The following is a 19,262-nucleotide window of genomic DNA, read 5'->3' on the forward strand; positions in this document are numbered from 1 at the left end:
GACACCGGCCAACACGGTCTGATCGAGGTCGGTATCCGCGTAGCCGAAGTCGGATGCCGAGAAGGTATGCGTCGCGGCGCCGGGGGTCGGCTCCGTGATCGCGACGGTTTTGTCCGCTCCCGTGGGCGCGTCGTTGGTGCCGGTGACGGTGAAGGTCAGGGTGGACGGAGCAGCAGAGGACAGGCCGTTCTCGTCCCGGACCGAGAAGGTGAAGCTGACGCTGGCGACGNTCGTTGGTGCCGGTGACGGTGAAGGTCAGGGTGGACGGAGCAGCAGAGGACAGGCCGTTCTCGTCCCGGACCGAGAAGGTGAAGCTGACGCTGGCGACGCCGGCAGTGTCCGCGGCTTCGAAAATCAGGCCGTCAAGAAGGTTGACCGAGATCACCTGCCCGACCGTTACGGGGGAGCCGCCCAGGGTCAGCAGACCGCCGACGGGTAGCGTGTTGATCTGAACCGCTGTGAACTCGCTGCTGGCATCCGCATCGGTGAAGCCGAAATCGAACGGCGAGAACCCCTTGCCGGCGACGCCCTCGCCGTTGGCGCCCTCGGAGATCGGGATCGTCTTATCGGTCCCGACGGGAGCGTCGTTCACGGCGGTCGTGTTGATCGTGAAGGTGTTGGGCGTGAAGGCAAAATCGCCGCTGGCGTCCCGCACCGTGAAGGTGAAGCTCGTCGAACCGTTGGCGTCGTCGTCGGTAGCCGCGAACACCAGCTTCGTCAGGTCGGCGGCCAGGATCACCTGACCGGTCGTCACGGCGACACCGTCCAGCTTCAGGCTGCCACCCGTGGGTAGCGTGTCGATCCGGACAGCGCTCAACGCAGTCTGATCGCGGTCGGCATCGGCGTAGCCGAAGTCGGACGCAGCGAAGGCGTGCGTCGCGGCGCCGGCGCCCGGCTCCGTGATCGCGACGGTTTTGTCCGTTCCCGTCTCCATCCTGTCGTCCCGGACCGAGAAGGTGAAGCTGGCGGTGGTGTCGCCCGCATTGTCCGTGGCGGTGAACAGCAGCTTGGTCAGGTCGGAAAGGGAGATCGTCTGCCGCGCCGCCACGGCAACGCCGTCCAGGGTCAGAACGCCGCCGACGGGAAGCGTATCGATGCGAACCGCCATGAAGACGCGACCGGCATCCACATCTGTGAAGCCGAAATCGGTGGCAACGAACGCGTGGCTGGCAACTCCATCACCATCGGGGCCCTCGGCGATCGTGATCGTCTTGTCCATCCCGACCGGCGCGTCGTTGGCGCCCGTGGCATTGACGACGAACGTCTGAGAGCTGATCAGCTCGCCGGAATCGGTCACTTGCACTGTGAACGTGTCACTGGGGGTCTGCCCAGGCGTCAGCGCATTGATGGCCGTGTTGTTGGGCACGAAGGTATAGGCGCCGCTGCTGCTGGCGACGTAGAGCGTGCCGTACGTTCCCACCTTCATGACGTTGTAGATGACGTTGTTGACGGAGGCGACCGCGACAGTGCCGCCATCGATACCGAACGACTTCGTATCGGCAGCGTCGACATCCGTCGCGGAGAGCGTACCGACAATCGGATCAAATGTGTCGCCGGCAACGGTGTCGGCATAGGTGGCCGGGCTTACGACAGCCAGAACCGGCGCGTCGTTCACCGGCGTCACCGTGATCGCCACCGTGTCGGTGTCGCTCAGAGAACCGGTCTGCCTGATGTCTGTCGTCACGACCGTCAGCTGATCGGTGCCGTTGAAGTTCGCCGTGCCCTGGTAGTTCAAGCTCGACAAGATCGTGTTGATCTCGTCCGCCGTGCCGGTCAGCGTGACGGTGTTCGTCCCGTTGCCGCTGATCGCGCTAGCAGTGCCCGTCACGGTCAGCACACCGCTGGTGACGCTCAGCGTCGTCGTCAGCCTGTCACCGTCCACATCGGCCACCGACACGCCCGAGATCGCACGGGACGTGTCCTCAGCCACGGTCTGCGCGCCCGGCTTCGTGTTCACCGGAGCATCGTTCTGCTCGAGAACGAAAACGCTCGTGCTCACCGAGGTCTCGCCGCCATTGGAATCGGTCAGGGTGACCGCGTAGGAGCGGGTGTCGGTCGGAGTGTCGCTTGTGTTCTGGTAGGTGACGCGATCCAGAAGAGCTTCGATATATACCGGATCCAGACCACTGGCGATCGACAGCGCGAAGGCCTTGCCGGCCTGACCGTTATTGCTGAGCGTACCGATGGTCACGGAATCGCCAACGGTTGGGGCAAAGCGAACGCTGGAACCGACGATCTCAAATTTCCCTTCTACGCCTCCGACCGTGATGGGCGCACCGGACAAAGAAATATTGTCCTGCGAGGCACTCGTCGCGCTTCCGATCGAAAGAATGCCGCCCCCGCTGAAATTAGCGCCGATCACCGTCACGCCACCGTCAGCGTCGAGCAATGCGCTGTTCGCATTGAGGGCGTTCTCGAAGAAATTGCGCCCTGTCGAGAAGCCGCTGATGCTGATGGCCATGACGATGTTCCCTTGAACCCTGTGGGAGAGCGGCCGCTTTGCGGCTCAATCTCTCGAAGCGGCGGACGCTTTGAAGAGGCGTGATGTTTTATGCGAAGCGAAGCACGAGACGAAGCAACAGATCAGTACACATCATACTTGGAAGTCACAGACCAACGTAAGCCACGACCGCAGGACTATCCCTGCTTTGGCTTAAAGAGAGTCAATAAATCGAATACTCACGAAACAAGACCCAATGCACACGGATCAATCCACATGCCTTGCATAAACTTATCGCCCTCGACACGCGGCTCCGACGGCTTAGGCGGTTTGGTAGGAGCTTCAAAGTCTCGGCACATCACTCATTTGAGGGAGGCGGCATTAAAAAAATCCGCGCGATGCATCGACGCCGTGCGTTCCCCGCGCGGATGCGGATGGCAGATTCACGAGGGACGTGATGCGTGTGTGGGCCCAGGTGAGGGCTCGATCGGTCCGTCACGCTTCGATGCCGTTACGGTGTCTGAACCTGCCGTGATCGCCGGCGAGCGATCCCGGCCTCTCGAACACGGCCTGCAGCCCGCATCGCCCTGCTCTCGGCCCCGCGCCTCGACGGGCGGGAGGTTCTCGGCCGTCGGCCCGCGGCCCGGCACCGGCGCTTTGCTGGAGAGGGTGTCGAAGGCCTGCCGCGTGACGACGCCGTGACGAGGGATCCGCGCGGAGCTGCAGGATGAACGCGATGAGGGGGGGGAGCGGATCTCACGACACTTGTCGTTCTGCTACTTCGTTCGCGAACGGCCCCCTTCGTAGGACATGTAGACCAGGATTCCGGCCAACACGGCGCTGGCCAGACTGTCCCAGATTCCGTCGACGATCAGGGCGATCACTAGGCTGAGCAGGGTCAGGGCGGCGAGGATCGATGGGATTGCCCAGACACGGGATCGGATGAGCGGGCGCGTCTTCATTCCGCGGCTCCTGCGCCAGATGGCCTCGCACCGGGCTGCACCCGCTCGCCGGCCGTCTTCCAACGTCTGCGGGCGATCCAGAGATAGAGCCCGCTGCCGAGCACGACGATGGTCGCGAAATCGAGAAGCGCCCAGACGATCTTCAGGGGAAGGCCTCCGTAATCGCCGAAATGCAGCGGTTGCGAGACCAGCAGGGCCTGGATGTACCAGGGCATCGCGCGCATGTCGGTGAGCGCGCCGGTCTCGGCATCGATGAGGGCGGGCTTGAGCAGCCGCGAGGTCAGCGGCGTGTCGCCGGCCATGAACACGGCGTAGTGGTTGTTGCTGCTCACGACGGTGCCGGGATAGGCGACGAAGCGCGGGCTCATGTTCGGTGCCGCGGCCTTGGCCGTCGCCACCGCCTCGGCGATGGAGGCGAGGCGGACGGGGCGCGAAGCGTCGCGATAGGGCGCGGTCATCTCGGCGAGCTGGCCGAATTGCCAGAGCTTCAGCATGAGGTCGGCCCAGGTGTTCACCACGCCCGTTCCCCCGACGATCAGCGCCCAGCACAAGGTCGCGACGCCCACGAGGTTGTGCCAGTCGAGCCATCGGATCCGCCGCGTCCGGGTGCGCCGGACGGTGCCAAAATCGAGCTTTCGCATGAACGGACCGTAGAGGACGATGCCGGAGACGATGGCCAGCACGAAGAGGAAGCCCATCGCCCCGAGGAAGAGCTTGCCGCCGAGGCCCAGGAACATGTCCACATGCAGCTGCAGCAGGAAGCCGACCGGGCCTTCGTTCGGCTTGGGCTCCCGGAGCAGCGCGCCGTTGCGCAGGTCCAGGGACTGGATCGTCATGTCCGACGGAGGGGAGCGGACGTCCCGGGCGAGATTGACGAAGGCGACATCCGGCTCGTCGTGGTCGAAGACGAGGTACTGGACCACGAGGCCGGGTTTCATGGCCTGGGCCGAGGCGACGACCGTGTCCAACGACACGTGCGCCGTCCCCGCCGGCATCGCCGGCACTTCGGGCTCGTAGCCGAGGACGCCGTTGAGCTCGTGATGGAAGATCAGCGGCAGGCCCGTCAGGCACAGCATCAGCATGAAGACCATGCTGATGAGGCTCGTCCAGGTATGGACGAACGACCAGAGCCGGAAGGCTCGCAGGCGCGGCGCGTCGGGGCCCGTCGCCATCGTCAGAAGTCCAGCTGGGCCGAGACGAGGTAGGTCCGGGGCGCTCCGAGGGTCAGGAACCCGTTTCCGGTGGACGCCCAATAATTCTCGCCCGACACGTTCTCCACGGTGGCCCGCAACGTCACGGGTTTGCCCCAGGTGCCGAGGAACGTGTAGCGGAGGCCCGCATCGAACCGCGTCCAATCCGGGATGGGCTGCAGATTGGTCTGATCGTAATATTGGGACGCCGTGTGGATGACCCGGCCTGTCAGGGTCAGGCCGCGCGGCAACCAGGGCGGCAGGTCGTATTCGCCGTAGAGGCTGAGCGTGGTGCCGGGGACACCGGGCGCGACCTTGCCGTCGAAAGCCCCGCCCTCGGTACGGACCAGGCGACCGTCGGTGAAGGCGATGCCCCCGATGAGGCGCGCGCCCGGCGCGATCTCGCCGAACAGACTGAACTCGATCCCCCGGTTCCGCTGCAGGCCGTTGAGCGCGTAGTTCCGCGTCGCCGGGTCCTGGAAGGCGTTGGGCTGGTTGATCTCGAACAGGGCGGCGCTGACGCCGACGACACCGAAATCGTACTTCACGCCGATCTCCTTCTGGTCGGCAATGGTCGGTGGGAGCGCCTGGTTCGGGTTGCTGGCCGTGACCGGCGAGGCACCGCTCGAGAGCAGGCCCTCGATATAGTTGCCGTAGAGCGAGAGGTGCTCCAGGGGCTTGACGACGAGGCCGACCGCCGGCGTCCAAGCGACCTTGTCGTAGCTCGACGTGGCATCGCCGAAGCTGGGGCTGCCGGGGGAGAAGTCGTAGCCCTTGACCCCGATCTGCTGGAAGCGGCCGCCCACGGTGAGGAGCACCCGCTCGTCCAGGGACGACAGGGTGTCGGCGAAGGCGACGCTGCGGTTGATCTGCATGGAGCCGCGGGCATTCCCGATGCCGATTTCGGTATAGGCCGGAGCCGCGATGGAGAGCGGGCTGTAGATGTTCGAGACGCCGCCGGGCAGGAACTGCACCGCCTTCGGATAGCTCGTCGTGCTCCAGAAACCGACGGCGGACACGGTGGCCCGGTGCGCGATCGGTCCTGTCTGGAGCCGGGTGCGCAGGCCAGCCTCGGCCGAGTAGGATTCGGTGACGTATTGCTGCCGGGCGAACGGGCCGGCGACACCGCCCATCGGCGTCACCAGGGTCTGGAAGCTGGCGAGGGCGCTTTCCTGGGTCGAGTGTCCGCCGAAACCGGCATAGAGCGTGGTGTCGGGGGTGAGGTCGTACTCGGCCCGAAAGGTGCCGAACCGGGTCTCGGTCCGCTGGAATTCGTAGGGCTGGTTCTGGTTGAGGGTGAGATTGGGCGCCCTCGGGATCTGGATGCCGGGCGCCACCGTGAGGAACGACCGGTTCCGGTGGTAATCGTCGACCTGATAGCCGAAATCGGCGGAGAGGCGGACGCGGTCGCCCCGATAATCGAGGCCGATCGAGCCGAAGCCCACTTCGAGCCGTTCGCGGTCGATGGCGGATTCGCCGTTGCGATAGACGCCGTTGACCCGCACGCCCCATTCCTTCGCATCTCCGAAGCGCCGGCCGATATCCACCGCCGTGCCGAATTGGCCCTGGGAGATGAAGAACGGGGTGATCCGGGTCAGCGGCTCGTCATAGGCCCGCTTGGGGATGAGGTTGATGCTGCCGCCGATGCCGCCGATGGGGGCGATGCCGTTGACGAGGGCGCTCGGACCCTTGAGGATTTCGACCCGCTCCACGTTGTAGATCGTTGGCCGGCGGCTATCGACCACGCCGTAGAGCCCGTCGAACGCGATATCGCTGGCATAGACCGGGAAACCGCGGATGTAGAACTGGTTGCCGGCGGCACTCGTGCTGGACGTGACGGCGCGGACGGACGGATCGTTCGTGGCGATGTCGATCAGGCTCTGGGCCTGCTGGTCCCGGGCGAGGGTGTCGGTATAGCCGGTGATGTTGAAGGGCGTATCGAAGACGCTGCTGGTGCCGAGCACTCCGACCCGCGTACCGCTGGCGACCTGGCCGCCGGCATAGGGGGGCGGCGACGCGCCGATGATCCCGTTGGGGACGCGGGCCGCGACGGCATCGACGCTTAACTGATCGAGGGTCACGCTCCGCGGGGCATCCTGGGCGGCGGCCGAACGCCCAATGCCGACCGTGATGAGTGTCCCGAGCGCGGCCCCCCTCAGGACCGAACGGATGAGTGTCTCGAAATCGTCCCGCATCGTCGCCTCTCGCACCATCGCCGGCGATCGTGCTCTACCGGCGCGGCGACCTGATTACTCATCGAAGGCCGGGACGCGGTATTGAATTCCTGCGAAAAATACGCCTAGTCTGCCATTCGAGAAGATAAAACGAAGATACGCAGCCTCTGTTGCGGGATTACACAATATCATTTGAATAATTACAAACTCGTCCGTCGGATAGTGATTGTCCATCGCGGTTCAACGCTCCACTCCCGGTTGTGCTTCGACGGGCCAATCGTCCAACCGCAGCGAATGCATGACCACAGACCCTCCCCCACGGATCATTGAAGCCAACCATGAGATCGTCCGGGCCGATCTCAATCTCGATACGATCATGACCCGTGCGGAGTACGAGGATTTCGAGGGCGCCTACGAGAATACGGACATCCTCTGGATTCATCTCTGCACGAGCGGCGGCGGTCGCCTGCTTCGAAACAGCCGGACCCAGAAACTCGACGGCCTGTTCGTGCCGGGGCGCGTCGGCCTTGGGGCGCCCTATGACGGCGGCGAAGGGTTCGGGCCGCGCATGAGCCTGCTCGCCCTCGGGATCTCCGAGCGACGCCTGAAACGGCTGGCCGCCGAACTGCCGGGGGGCCGGCTGGACATCGCGGCGCTGGCATCGACCTATCACGACGATGCCCTGCTGACGGCGACGTTGACCGCCATGTGGGAGGAGGCCGGGCTTCACGGGTTCGCCACGGCGTTCTTCGATCACGCCCTGGCCATCGTGGTGCACAGGCTGGCCCATGCCGCCTCCCGGCCCGGACCCGTCTCGGCGCATGGGCTCACGACGCGGCAGATGTCCGATGTCGCGGCGTTCATCGACGCCAGTCTCGGCGACGACCTGCGCGTGGCCGACCTCGCCCGCATCGCGGGATTGAGCGAGCACTATTTCAGCCGGTGCTTCCAGGCCTCGGTCGGCGTGCCGCCCTACGCCTTCATCACCCGCCGCCGCCTCGATCGGGCGGCCGAGCTCCTCACCCACTCTCCCCTTCCCGTCGCTGCGATCGCGGCACTCGTGGGCTACGACGATCCGAGCCAGTTCTCGGCCGCCTTCAAACGCTACAAGACGATGGCCCCCCTCGCATGGAAGAGGCAGCAGGCGAACGGCTGAGCGGATACGGCGAGATTCTCGAAAACCCGGTCGCCAAGGGGCTCCCAGTCGTCGGCGTTGCACTCGGCTTGCCGGCTTGACGCGTCACGAACTCTCACTCGTGGGGGTTACCGAACGATCTCCACTCCGTCTTCCGAGCGGCGACATGCGTGCCTGGAGGCCGCCTCGCATCGAAAGTGACGCTTGCCGAACACAGGAGCGATCCAAGCGCGCTGACCCTGACCCAGAAAACTGGTCCGCGCTGAGCGCAAGTTTTTCGGGCATCCTGAACCCTGAATGAGAGTGGATGCCATGCCTAGCAAACGCTTCACGAACGAACGGATCGCCTCTGCGCTACGGCAAGTGGAGAATGGTGCGACGGTGAACGAGGTCTATGCGGCGAGATGGGCGTGTTCGAGCCGACGTTTTACCGTTGGAAGAAACAGTTCGTCGGCATGGGCGTACCGGAGATCCGTCGGCTGAAGCAGCTGGAGGACGAGAACAGCGAGCTCAAGCGTTTGGTCGCAGACCTGACGCCGGACCGCACCATGCTGCAGGATGTCCTGAAGCAAAAGTGGTGAGGCCCGCCGTTCGCCGCGAGGTCGCCGGTCACCTGCAGGTGGCCTACGACATCAGCGAGCATCGGGTTTGTCAGGCCATCGGCTTCGGCCGTTCGTCCCGGCGCTACAGGAAGCGCTCCGGCCCGCAGAACGCGCTGCGGATGCGGTTGAAGGAGCTTGCCGCCGCACGGGTCCGCCAGATATTCATCTTTATCGGCAGCGACGACTTCAACGGTATCAGTGGGTGACTTCGTTTTCAGAAATCTGGCGGCAGCACAATATTCAACAGCAACGTGAACGGCGATAAGATCGCTAAATTTCAATAAAATTTACTTTGTCAAGAGATCCGCATGCACGTGACTTTATCCTGCAATCTTCAAAAATCCCGGCTTGAGGCCCTCTCGCCGGGCTTAACTTGTTCGCAGGAAGCTCGGCCGCATTCCGTCTAAAGCAATTTCATGTCGGATTTATTCGCCCCGGACTGTCTAAATTCTCGATGACGGTTCCCGTCATACGTCACCAAGATTTCTGCTGTTACGGAGAGCGCGGGGCGAGCGACGATTCGCATCACACACGATCGAGGTCGCGCTGGCAGAACTGCCGCTGGGCTGATCCGGTGACAGTCTGGTGGAATCGCCGACTCATTAAGATCGGCTAGGTTATTGAAATGATTGGCGCACCCGACACGATTCGAACGTGTGACCTTTGCCTTCGGAGGGCAACGCTCTATCCAGCTGAGCTACGGGTGCTGACCGTGGACGATACCTAACCCAAGCCGTGGCCGCGCGCAACAATGTCGTTGGCCATGGGACGTTCGAAGAGTGCCCGGGCGGCCAGGGGATGTCGCCAGGTTGCCGATGTTCGGGAACGATATGGGGCTCGGCGGCAATCAATACCGGCATGAGCAGGTTCCGCCTCCTGTCTGGCCATCCCGTCGGCGCGGTCATCGCAGTCACGCATGGCCGGGCGCATCGTCCGGCCATGCGCGCCTGCCATGACGACGCGGCAGATCGCCATCGCCCGTTCGCTCAGGCAGCCGTTCCCGCGTCGTCCTCTTCAAACGAGGGCATCCGGACCTCCGTCGTCTCGACGATTGAGAGCCGGATCACCGTGGTCTTCGTGGAGCGGGATCGCGAGTTTGCGCTCCGGCTCGCCGATTGCTTCGCCGTGCTCACGCGCGGCGGGGTGGTCGATCGGGGCTCACGGGTGCGCTCAGGCCACGCCACCCTCGACCGGTACGTCACCGTCCGGCACGCTTCCCATCAGATCTCCGAAAGGATCCCTCATGCCGACGCATCACGAGATTCCCGCGACTCCCGACACGATGGTGCTCGGCTATTTCGACGCCGCTCTGCCGCCGGTCCTGGAGATCGAGTCCGGCGATACCGTCACGCTCCATTCGTTTCCGGCCGGCGGAAGGGAATCGCTCCATCCCGACCCGGCCCGGGTGCCGGCCGATTATCTCGCTGCCCTCGATACCCTCGCCACCGGCCCCGGGCCACATTTCGTTACCGGTCCGGTCCATGTCCGCGGGGCCGAACCCGGCGACGTGCTCCAGGTCGATATCCTCGATCTGAAATTCCGCATGGATTGGGGCTTCGTGGCGATCCTGCCCCTGCTCGGCACCCTGCCGGACGAATTCACCGATTACGAGACGATCCATCCCGACATCGATGTCGCCCGCGGCGTCGCGATCCTGCCCTGGGGCGCCGAGTTGCCCCTCGATCCGTTCTTCGGGATCATGGGCACGGCGCCTCCCGCCGCCTGGGGCCGGGTCGGTTCGCCCGTCCCCCGCGCATTCGGCGGAAACATGGACAACAAGGAGCTCAAGGTCGGCACGTCGCTCTATCTGCCCGTCTTCAACCCCGGCGCCGGATTCTATGCCGGTGACGGCCACGGCGTGCAGGGCGACGGCGAGGTCTGCATCACCGCCCTCGAGACGGGGCTTTCGGGCACCTTCCGGCTCACCGTGCGGAAGGATCTCGGCTATGGGTGGCCCTTCGCCGAGACGCCCACCGACCTCATGACGATCGGGTTGCATGAGAGCCTCGACGAGGCCATGCGCCAGGCGGTGCGCGAGATGGTCCGTCACGTCTGCGCACGCAGCGGACTGACCCGCAATCAGGCCTACATGCTGTGCTCGTTGGCCGGCAATCTGCGCATCACGCAGACGGTCGACGGCAACAAGGGCGTCCACATGCTGTTGCCGAAAAGCGCCTTGTCCGTGCCGGGCTGAGCCGCAGATGAGCGCGCCCCTCGAGGTCGGTTCACCGGTCGGGATGTCGCCGCCGGCGCGCTCCCGTCGTATGGCCGACGGGAGGAGCCGCGCGCCTACCCCTTCCCCTCCACCACGTCCGATTTGTGCGGGCGCAGTTCCGGAGCGCCCTGGTCGATTTCGGCCTCCACGGGGGCCGAGCGGCTTTCCACGCGGGTGCTGTCGACGAAGATGCGCGCTTCGCCCTCCTTCAGCCCGAGGCTGCGCAGGGCGTAGAGCGTCATCCCGTAGGCGAGTTCGCGCTCGGCCATGAGGACGAGGCCGACGCGCTGCTCCTCGAAATAGTGGCGCTCGCCATCGTTGTGGGTGCGCACCAGCGTGTCGATGCCGGGATTGGCCTCGCGGGCGAGTTCGACGAGGCGCCGCGCCGTATGCGGTTCGGGCGACGCGATCACGATGAGCTTCGCCTGTCCGATATCGGCGGCTTCGAGGATGCCGGGCGCGGTGGCGTCCCCGAACACCGCCTCGACGCCGTCCTTGCGCAGGTCGAGGACGCGGCGGCGGTCGCGGTCGATCACGAGGTAGGGCATGTCCCAGGTGGCGAAGGCGTTGGCGATGGTGCTGCCGACACGGCCGTAGCCGATGACGATGGCGTGGCCGCGATGGGGTTTGGCCTCCTCGGTGACGGCCATCGCCGCAGCACCTCGCCGCTCGAACCGTGCGGCGAGGTCCGGCCGCTCGGCGAAGAAGCGCGTCGCCCGGTCGGCCAGCACGAAGAACAGCGGGTTGAGGGTGATGGAGAGGATGGCGCCGCCGAGGATGAGATCGCGCCCCTCGGTGGGGAGCAGCTTCAGCGAGAGCCCGAGGCTGACGAGGATGAACGAGAACTCGCCGATCTGCGCCAGACTTGCCGCGATGGTGAGGGCCGTGCCGATGGGATGCTTGAAGGCCAGCACGATGGCCACGGCGGCAAGCGATTTGCCGAGGAGGATGATGCCGAGGACGGCGAGGACCGAGAGCGGTTCGCGCAGGAGGATGCCGGGGTCGAACAGCATGCCCACGGAGACGAAGAACAGAACCGCGAAGGCATCCTGCAGCGGCAGGGAATCGGCGGCCGCCTGATGGCTGAGGTCGGATTCGGCCAGCACCATACCGGCGAAGAAGGCGCCCAGCGCGAAGGAGACCCCGAAGAGCTCAGCCGATCCAAAGGCGATGCCCAGCGCCAAGGCGAGGACCGCCAGGGTGAAGAGCTCACGCGAGCCGGTGCGGGCCGCCTGATCGAGGAGCCAGGGTACCACGCGGCGCCCGCCCACCAGCATCACCAGGGCGAACACCGCGACCTTGGCCAGCGTCAGCGCCAGGGTGAGCCAGATGTTGCCGTCGGCGACATGGTGGGCCGCGCCGTCGCTGGTTCCCCCGAGGGACGGCGCGAGGGCGGGGAGCAGGACCAAGGCGAGGACCATGGCGAGATCCTCGACGATGAGCCACCCCACCGCGATGCGGCCCTTGTCGCTGTCGAGGAGCCGACGCTCCTCCAGCGCCCGCAGCAGCACCACCGTGCTCGCCACCGACAAGGCGAGGCCGAAGACGAGGCCGGCACCGATCCCCCAGCCCCAGAGATGCGCCAGCAGGCCGCCCATGGCGGTGGCGGCCACGATCTGCACGATGGCCCCCGGCAGGGCGATGGTGCGCACCGCCATCAGGTCCTTGATCGAGAAGTGCAAGCCAACGCCGAACATCAGCAGGATCACGCCGATCTCGGCGAGCTGGCTCGCGAGCTGGCTGTTGCCGACGAAGCCGGGGGTGTACGGCCCCACGAGCACGCCGGCGAGGAGATAACCGACCAGGGGAGGCAGCCGCAGGCGTTGGGCCAACATCCCGCAGGCGAAGGCCAGCACGAGACCGAGGGCGATGATGGCGATCAGCTCTGTCGCGTGCGGCACGGGGCGGTCGTGTCCTCGTTTGGAAAATTTCGCGAAAACGGTGAGGGCAACGGCGGCCGAGGGCAAGCGCCGAATGGCGGCTCGTAACCGCAGACGGGTTGGCAGTCCGTGCCTGGGAGCACGCACCGTGCCGAACGGCGCTCCGGCGGTTCCCCCGCGGTCTTCTCTGTACGCTGTAAGACCGTTCTATGCCCTGACGGACCGTCAGGAGCGCGGCATGAAACCCTCCGCGTGCCGGACGGTTGTCGAAGGGAATTGTATTCACTTTCCGCCCCACAGGACGAACCGCCGATGGCCGAACCACATCACGAACCGGCGGGAGCGGCGGACCCTGAACGAGCGGGCTCCACCCTATGGACGCTGGGGCTCGTGACCGCGCTCGTCGGTCTCGTCGTCCTGCCGAGGAAGGGCGCGCGGCCATCCTCGGCCGGGTCGTTGTCGGACCCGTCTCCATCCGCCCCGCGTACGAGCGAGCCCTCCCCCTCCCATGAGGGAAGGGACGCCAAGCACGTCGCCAGGATGGAGACCGAACGCGGGCGGCAGGCATCCAAGCCCTCGGAAATCCCGGCCAAGGGCTGGAAGGACATCGGCCTGCGGGTCTTCCACGATGTCGGCGAGAACAACCTCGTCTCGGTAGCCGCCGGCGTGACTTTCTACGTCCTCCTGGCGATCTTCCCGGCCATTGCTGCCTTGGTCGCCTGCTACGGGCTGGTGGCGGAAGTCGCGACCATCAACGATCACCTCCAGAATCTCCAGGGCGTGATCCCGTCCGGCGCCCTCGACATCGTCGGCGAGCAGGTGAAGCGCATCGCGGAGAAGGGTGACACCACCCTGGGCCTGACCTTCTTCACCGGCCTCGGCCTCTCGATCTGGAGCGCCAATGGCGGGATGAAGGCGGTCTTCCAGGCCCTCAACATCGTCTACGAGGAGCGTGAGACCCGGAACTTCTTCTGGCTCAACCTGCGCTCCCTCGCCTTCACCGCGGGCGCCCTGCTCTTCATCGTCCTGGCGCTGGTGGCCATCGTCGTGGTGCCGGCGGTGATCAACGTCGTCGGTCTCAGCGCGGAGGCCTGGTACATCTCGCTCCTGCGCTGGCCGGTGCTGCTGCTGGCGGTGCTCGCCGGTCTCGCCCTGCTCTACCGCTACGGTCCGAGCCGGGATGCGCCGCGCTGGCGCTGGGTCACCTGGGGCAGCGCCATCGCCGGCGTGCTCTGGCTCGCGGGCTCGCTGGGCTTCTCCTGGTACGTCTCCAATTTCGGCAAGTACAACGAGACCTATGGCTCCCTCGGTGCCGTCGTCGGCTTCATGACCTGGATCTGGATCTCGACCACGATCGTGCTGCTCGGCGCCGAGATCAACGCCGAGATGGAGCACCAGACCGAGATCGACACCACGGTGGGACGGGAACAGCCGCTCGGCACCCGCGACGCCCGCATGGCCGACACGGTGGGCGCCGCGCGCTGAGCGGCGCCCACCGTGTCTCCTCGCCCGGATCAGCCCTTGTAGCTGATCCGGTAGACGATGCCGTGCTGGTCGTCGCCAAGGAAAAGGCTTCCATCCTTGGCCACCGCCAGACCGAACGGCCGGGCGAAGCGCGACCAGCCGCTCGGGCCGCCCTCGGTGAGGAAGCCCGACACGAACGGGGTGATCGACGTCGGACGCCCCTTCTCGAAATGCACGCGCAGAACCTCGTAGCCGCTCGGCGGCTTGCGGTTCCAAGAGCCGTGCATGGTGACGAAGGCGTCGCCCTTGTATTCGGCCGGGAACTGCGCGCCGTCGTAGAAGGTGAACTGCATCGAGGAGGCGTGCGCCGTCCAAGTGAGCACCGGCCGTTCGCTGTCCTTGTCCCACTGCTCCAGGGAGCTTTTGGGGACCTCGCGATAGAGGTTCTTCATGCCGGCGCCGAAGATGTAGGGCCAGCCGTATTTCTTGCCCGGCTCGATCCGGTTCAGCTCCTCCGGCGTCTCGTTGTCTCCGAGCCAGTCGACGCCGTCGTCCCAGCCGTAGAGGGCCTTCGTCCCCGGCTCCCAGGCAAAACCGATGGTGTTGCGAAGTCCAGAGGCGACGATTTCCCGGCCCGACCCGTCCGGCTTCATCCGTACCATCGTGGCGTTCTCGGGGTTGCGCTCCTCGCATTCGTTGCAGGTGGAACCGAGGCTGGCATAGAGCCAGCCGTCCGGCCCGAAGCCGATGGTGCGGTTCGGGTGCTGGCCGGCATCGGGCAAGTCGGAGACGAGCCTCGTCTCCGGTCCGAGGCTGGAGTCCGCCTTCATCGGCGCGGAGAAGATCTCCTTCACCGTCACGTAGAACAGGGTGCCGTCATGGACGGCGAGGCCGTGCACGTCCGGCTTCTTCAGGACGACCTGCCGCTTTGACGCGTCGGCCGCGTCGATCCGGGTGACCGTGCCGGCATCGCGGTCGCTGACATAGAGCGCCCCGTCGGGGGACACGACGATGACGCGCGGCGCGCCGAGATCGCGTGCGAAGGCCTCAATTCTGAACCCTGCGGGGAGTTTCAGGGCGGCGATCCGCTCCGGTGTCGCCTCGAGTGGCGCGGCCTTGACCACATGGGCTTCGATCGTCGCGGTGCCGGGATTCTGGAGCGCCTGAGCGAGGACCGGCAGCGGGGCGGCGGAGAGGGCGAGGGTCAGGGCGAGATGCGCCGGGCGGCGGATCTGAATCATGTGGGACACTATCCGGGGCTATGAGGAATGCATCGGGAACGCGGCCCCGGAATCGGCTGTTCCGGCACGCGACACTTGCACTCGTTCTCTCGCGCGACCGCTCGCAGCCTCTTCAGCAAAGCCCGGTCTTGCGCTATCGTCGTCGCATGGATTCTAGGACGGCCATCGATATCCTTCGTGCGCATGAAGGCGAGTTGCAGCGGCGCGGCGTTCGTCACGCCGCTCTATTCGGCTCTGTCGCGCGCGGAGAGAGCCATGCCGGAAGCGATATCGATGTGATGATCGAAATCGACGAGACGACGATCCGCAGCGTTTACGATTATGTCGGCGTGATCGACTTCATCGGCGAGCTTTTCCCGATCTCCGTCGACGTGTCCAACAAGGACATGCTCAAGCCGCATGTTCGCCCTGCGGCGGAACGCGACGCCATCCATGCTTTCTGAGCGCGGCCGACGCGCGCTTCTCGGGATCGTGGAGAGCATCGAGGCGGCACAGGATTTCGTCGTCGGATTGCGCCTCGATGAGTTTTCGACCGACCGGCGTAATCTTTATGCCGTCACGCGCTGTCTGGAGATCGTCTCCGAGGCGAGCCGCCGCGTCGATGCGGGGACGCGAGAACGGCATCCGCACATCGCTTGGCGGCAGATCGCCAACGCAGGCAATGTTTATCGCCACGAATACGATATCGTATCGCCCGGCATGATCTGGCGGACCGTCCAGGAGGATCTCCCGGACCTCCTGATCGTCTGCAGGGCCGAGCTGACGCGATCGCCCGGCGGGTCATGACGTGTCCGGCGACCACCTTCCCTTTCTTCGACACGATTGCGCAATGACCAGCACGCCGACTTCTCCCTCCGCCCCCGTCGGCCCCGGCGATCAGATCATCCTGGTGGACGGGTCATCCTTCATTTTTCGGGCCTATTTCCAGTCGATCAACCAGGACCAGAAGTACAACACCCGCCCCTCGGACGGCCTGCCCACGGGGGCGGTCCGGTTGTTCTGCACCAAGATCGCCCAGTTCGTTCAGGACGGGGCGGCGGGGATCAAGCCGACGCATCTGGCCATCGTGTTCGACAAGTCCGAGGGCTCGTTCCGCAAGGAGCTCTTCCCCGACTACAAGGGCCACCGCCCCGACGCGCCCGACGACCTCAAGCGCCAGATGCCGCTGATGCGCGAGGCGGTGCGCGCCTTCGGCCTCCAACCCATCGAGTTGGAGCGCTACGAGGCCGACGACCTCATCGCCACCTATTCGCGCCAGGCCGAAGCGCGGGGCGCCGGCGTCATCATCGTGTCCTCCGACAAGGACCTGATGCAGCTCGTCGGGCCGCTGGTGCGGTTCTACGATTTCGAATCCGGCGTGAAGGGCAAGCCCGGCCACCGGCCCGAGCGCAACCTCGACCTCGACGCCATCATCGCCAAATGGGAAGGCCTGCAGCCGAACCAGATCGGCGACGCCCTGGCACTCATCGGCGACACGTCCGACAACGTGCCCGGCGTGCCCGGCATCGGACTCAAGACGGCCGCCGCGCTCATCAAGGAATACGGCAGCCTCGACGCGCTGCTGGAACGGGCGGGCGAGATCAAGCAGCCCAAGCGCCGCGAGACGCTTCTGGCCAGTATCGACCAAGCGAAGCTCTCGCGCCGGCTGGTGGCGCTCGTCGAGGACGTGCCGCTCCCCGTGGCCCTCGACGACCTGCGCCTGCCGGCCCCCGACCCGCAGAAGCTCGTGGGCTTCCTGAAGGCGATGGAGTTCAACACCCTCACCCGCCGCATCGCCTCAATGCTGCATGTGGACCCCGAGGCGGTGAAGCCCGACCCTGCCCTGCTGCCGGGCTCGGACGGGGCCGAGGCGCCGCCGTTCGAGGGAGGGGCTGGGAGCGGCGAGGTCGACCCCTTCGCCGATCTGAACCTGCCGGAGGGCGAAGCGAAGCCGCGCGGCCCCTCCGAACCGACGCCCTCCGGCCTCGTCGCGACCCGTGCGGCGGAGGGGACGAACCCCATCGACACCACGGGTTACGAGACGATCACCAGCCTCGCTCAGTTGGAGGCCTGGATCGCCGAGGCGCGCGACGCCGGGGTGGTGGCGGTGGATACCGAGACCGACTCCCTCGACGCCAACAACGCCGCCCTCGTCGGAGTCTCCCTGGCGGTGGCACCGGGGCGGGCGGCCTACATCCCCCTCGCCCATCTGGAGCCGGTGGCGGCGTCCGAGGCGAGCGACCTGTTCGGCGATGCCAAGGCGGCCACGGGGCAGTTCAGCCCCGTCGGCGGCCAGATCCCGATCGATGCCGCCCTGACGGCCTTGAAGCCGCTCCTCGAAGACCCGGGCGTCCTCAAGGTCGGACAGAACATCAAGTACGACTGGCTGGTGTTCCGGCGCCAGAGCGTCGCCATCGAGATCGCGCCGTTCGACGACACGATGCTGATCTCCTACGTGCTCGATGCCGGCAAGGGCGGGCACGGTATGGACGAACTCGCCCGCCGCCATCTCGGCCACCAGCCGATCAGCTTCTCAGACGTGGCCGGCACCGGCAAGGGCAAGATCACCTTCGACAAAGTGCCCCTCGACAAGGCCACCGCCTACGCCGCCGAGGACGCGGACGTGACCTTGCGCCTGTGGCGGATGATGAAGCCCCGCCTCGTCGCCGAGCGCCGGGTGACGGTCTACGAGACCCTGGAGCGCCCCCTCATCCCGGTCATCGCCCGGATGGAAGCGGCGGGCATCCGTGTCGACCGCAACATGCTGAGCCGGCTCTCGGGCGATTTCTCGCAGATCCTGGTGCGGCTGGAGGAGGAGATCCAGGAAGATTCCGGCGAGCGCTTCCAGGTTTCCTCGCCGAAGCAGATCGGCGACATCCTGTTCGGCAAGATGGGCCTGCCCGGCGCCAAGAAGACGCCGTCCGGCCAATGGGCCACGCCCGCGACCCTGCTGGAGGAACTCGCCCAGGCGGGCCACGAACTGCCGAAGAAGATTCTGGAATGGCGCCAGCTCGCCAAGCTGAAATCCACCTACACGGATTCGCTGCAGCAGCACGCCGACCGGGAGACCGACCGGGTCCACACCTCGTTTTCTCTGGCCGCCACCACCACCGGCCGGCTCTCCTCTTCGGAGCCGAACCTGCAGAACATCCCGATCCGCACCGAGGAGGGCCGGCGCATCCGCCGCGCCTTCGTGGCGCCGGAGGGCAGGAAGCTGATCTCCGCCGATTACAGCCAGATCGAGCTGCGCATCCTGGCTCACATCGCCGACATCCCGCAGCTGCGCCAGGCCTTCGAGGACGGCGTGGACATCCATGCCGCCACCGCCAGCGCCATGTTCGGCGTGCCCTTGAAAGAGATGACCTCGGACCTGCGCCGGCGCGCCAAGACGATCAATTTCGGCATCATCTATGGCATCTCGGCCTTCGGTCTCGCCGACCGCCTCGGCATCGGCCGCGAGGAGGCCTCGGCCTTCATCAAGCAGTATTTCGAGCGCTTCCCTGGCATCCGCGCCTATATCGACGACACCAAGAAGCTCTGCCGCGATCTGGGCTACGTCACCACCCTGTTCGGCCGCGTCTGCCACTATCCGCAGATCCGCTCCAACAACCCGAACGAGCGCGCCTCGGTGGAGCGCCAGGCCATCAACGCCCCGATCCAGGGCTCGGCCGCCGACATCATCCGCCGGGCCATGACCCGGATGGAAGCGGCGCTGCGGGCGGAAAAACTCAACGTGACCATGCTGCTGCAGGTGCACGACGAACTGGTGTTCGAGGCCCCCGAGGACGAGGTGGAGAAGGCCCTCCCCGTCATCCGCCGGGTGATGGTCGAGGCGCCCTCCCCGGCGCTGACCCTACGCGTGCCGCTGGTGGTGGAGGCGCAGGCGGCGGGGAACTGGGAGGAGGCGCATTGAGCGTTGTGCTGCTCTCTCACCTTTTATCCCAAGGCGGCGGCCTCCAGTTCGCTCAGCGTGTTCTGGA

11 protein-coding genes, 1 tRNA gene and 1 pseudogene are annotated in these 19,262 nt (G+C 65.8%); 7 read left to right on the plus strand and 6 right to left on the minus strand.

The annotated features are described in order from the left end of the window. Positions 1-3,216 precede the first annotated feature (3,216 nt). Genes ASF26_RS20910 through ASF26_RS20920 form a run of 3 tightly spaced genes read right to left on the minus strand, consistent with a single transcriptional unit; the run spans position 3,217 to position 6,787 of the window. Positions 3,217-3,402 carry a hypothetical protein gene (locus ASF26_RS20910; RefSeq protein WP_056258873.1) on the minus strand — a complete coding sequence of 62 codons (186 nt, stop codon included), beginning with the start codon at positions 3,400-3,402 and terminating at the stop codon, positions 3,217-3,219. Continuing rightward, a complete protein-coding gene (locus ASF26_RS20915; RefSeq protein WP_056258875.1) occupies positions 3,399-4,574 on the minus strand; it encodes a PepSY domain-containing protein in 1,176 nt (391 codons plus the stop codon). The genes ASF26_RS20910 and ASF26_RS20915 overlap by 4 nt, the downstream gene beginning before the upstream one ends. Before the next feature lie 2 nt (positions 4,575-4,576). Continuing rightward, the gene (locus ASF26_RS20920) at positions 4,577-6,787 is read right to left on the minus strand and encodes a TonB-dependent siderophore receptor (protein ID WP_082477749.1); all 2,211 of its coding nucleotides are present in this window, start codon (positions 6,785-6,787) and stop codon (positions 4,577-4,579) included. Between the two features lie 277 nt (positions 6,788-7,064). Here ASF26_RS20920 and ASF26_RS20925 point away from each other — a divergent pair, with 277 nt between their 5' ends. Together ASF26_RS20925 and ASF26_RS22330 are read left to right on the plus strand one after the other, a co-directional pair. Then, the gene (locus ASF26_RS20925; RefSeq protein WP_056258881.1) at positions 7,065-7,922 is read left to right on the plus strand and encodes an AraC family transcriptional regulator; all 858 of its coding nucleotides are present in this window, start codon (positions 7,065-7,067) and stop codon (positions 7,920-7,922) included. A 291-nt stretch (positions 7,923-8,213) separates the two neighbouring features. Continuing rightward, positions 8,214-8,658, plus strand: a pseudogene (locus ASF26_RS22330) (transposase); the annotation flags it as partial. Positions 8,659-9,133: 475 nt separating this feature from the next. On the opposite strand, the gene ASF26_RS20940 reads toward ASF26_RS22330, so the two are convergent. Further along, positions 9,134-9,210 (minus strand) — tRNA-Arg (locus ASF26_RS20940). A 536-nt stretch (positions 9,211-9,746) separates the two neighbouring features. Here ASF26_RS20940 and ASF26_RS20945 point away from each other — a divergent pair. Continuing rightward, positions 9,747-10,697 carry an acetamidase/formamidase family protein gene (locus ASF26_RS20945; RefSeq protein ID WP_056258890.1) on the plus strand — a complete coding sequence of 317 codons (951 nt, stop codon included), beginning with the start codon at positions 9,747-9,749 and terminating at the stop codon, positions 10,695-10,697. A gap of 95 nt (positions 10,698-10,792) precedes the next feature. On the opposite strand, the gene ybaL is transcribed toward ASF26_RS20945, so the two are convergent. Beyond that, the gene (gene ybaL / locus ASF26_RS20950) at positions 10,793-12,619 is read right to left on the minus strand and encodes a YbaL family putative K(+) efflux transporter (protein WP_056258893.1); all 1,827 of its coding nucleotides are present in this window, start codon (positions 12,617-12,619) and stop codon (positions 10,793-10,795) included. A 291-nt stretch (positions 12,620-12,910) separates the two neighbouring features. Between ybaL and ASF26_RS20955 the strand changes: the two genes are divergently transcribed. Then, positions 12,911-14,083, plus strand: a complete 1,173-nt coding sequence (locus tag ASF26_RS20955; protein ID WP_056258896.1) for a YihY/virulence factor BrkB family protein — start codon at positions 12,911-12,913, stop codon at positions 14,081-14,083. 29 nt (positions 14,084-14,112) lie between these two features. Here the strand turns inward: ASF26_RS20955 and ASF26_RS20960 are convergent, their stop codons facing one another. Beyond that, entirely contained in the window at positions 14,113-15,303 is a 1,191-nt protein-coding gene (locus tag ASF26_RS20960; protein ID WP_056258901.1) for a PQQ-dependent sugar dehydrogenase, read from the minus strand. A 128-nt stretch (positions 15,304-15,431) separates the two neighbouring features. Between ASF26_RS20960 and ASF26_RS20965 the strand changes: the two genes are divergently transcribed. The 3 genes from ASF26_RS20965 to polA are packed head-to-tail and all read left to right on the plus strand — an operon-like array spanning position 15,432 to position 19,195. Continuing rightward, positions 15,432-15,746: a nucleotidyltransferase domain-containing protein gene (locus ASF26_RS20965; RefSeq protein WP_238253842.1), complete on the plus strand. Its 315-nt coding sequence runs from the start codon at positions 15,432-15,434 to the stop codon at positions 15,744-15,746. Continuing rightward, entirely contained in the window at positions 15,736-16,089 is a 354-nt protein-coding gene (locus tag ASF26_RS20970) for a HepT-like ribonuclease domain-containing protein (RefSeq protein ID WP_056258907.1), read from the plus strand. The genes ASF26_RS20965 and ASF26_RS20970 overlap by 11 nt, the downstream gene beginning before the upstream one ends. Before the next feature lie 43 nt (positions 16,090-16,132). Then, positions 16,133-19,195 (plus strand): DNA polymerase I, encoded by a 3,063-nt coding sequence (polA, locus tag ASF26_RS20975; protein ID WP_056258910.1) that lies wholly within the window; start codon positions 16,133-16,135, stop codon positions 19,193-19,195. Positions 19,196-19,262 lie beyond the last annotated feature (67 nt).

Origin of the sequence: Methylobacterium sp. Leaf93 (genome assembly GCF_001422345.1) — a bacterium.
In the GTDB taxonomy this organism is placed as follows: domain Bacteria; phylum Pseudomonadota; class Alphaproteobacteria; order Rhizobiales; family Beijerinckiaceae; genus Methylobacterium; species Methylobacterium bullatum.

What these genes read in the sequence shown, in the direction of transcription:
- ASF26_RS20910 (WP_056258873.1), bottom strand. Translation starts at nt 3,402, where the DNA reads ATGAAGACGCGCCCGCTCATCCGATCCCGTGTCTGGGCAATCCCATCG.
- ASF26_RS20915 (WP_056258875.1), bottom strand. Translation starts at nt 4,574, where the DNA reads ATGGCGACGGGCCCCGACGCGCCGCGCCTGCGAGCCTTCCGGCTCTGG.
- ASF26_RS20920 (WP_082477749.1), bottom strand. Translation starts at nt 6,787, where the DNA reads ATGCGGGACGATTTCGAGACACTCATCCGTTCGGTCCTGAGGGGGGCC.
- ASF26_RS20925 (WP_056258881.1), top strand. Translation starts at nt 7,065, where the DNA reads ATGACCACAGACCCTCCCCCACGGATCATTGAAGCCAACCATGAGATC.
- ASF26_RS20945 (WP_056258890.1), top strand. Translation starts at nt 9,747, where the DNA reads ATGCCGACGCATCACGAGATTCCCGCGACTCCCGACACGATGGTGCTC.
- ASF26_RS20955 (WP_056258896.1), top strand. Translation starts at nt 12,911, where the DNA reads ATGGCCGAACCACATCACGAACCGGCGGGAGCGGCGGACCCTGAACGA.
- ASF26_RS20960 (WP_056258901.1), bottom strand. Translation starts at nt 15,303, where the DNA reads ATGATTCAGATCCGCCGCCCGGCGCATCTCGCCCTGACCCTCGCCCTC.
- ASF26_RS20970 (WP_056258907.1), top strand. Translation starts at nt 15,736, where the DNA reads ATGCTTTCTGAGCGCGGCCGACGCGCGCTTCTCGGGATCGTGGAGAGC.
- polA (WP_056258910.1), top strand. Translation starts at nt 16,133, where the DNA reads ATGACCAGCACGCCGACTTCTCCCTCCGCCCCCGTCGGCCCCGGCGAT.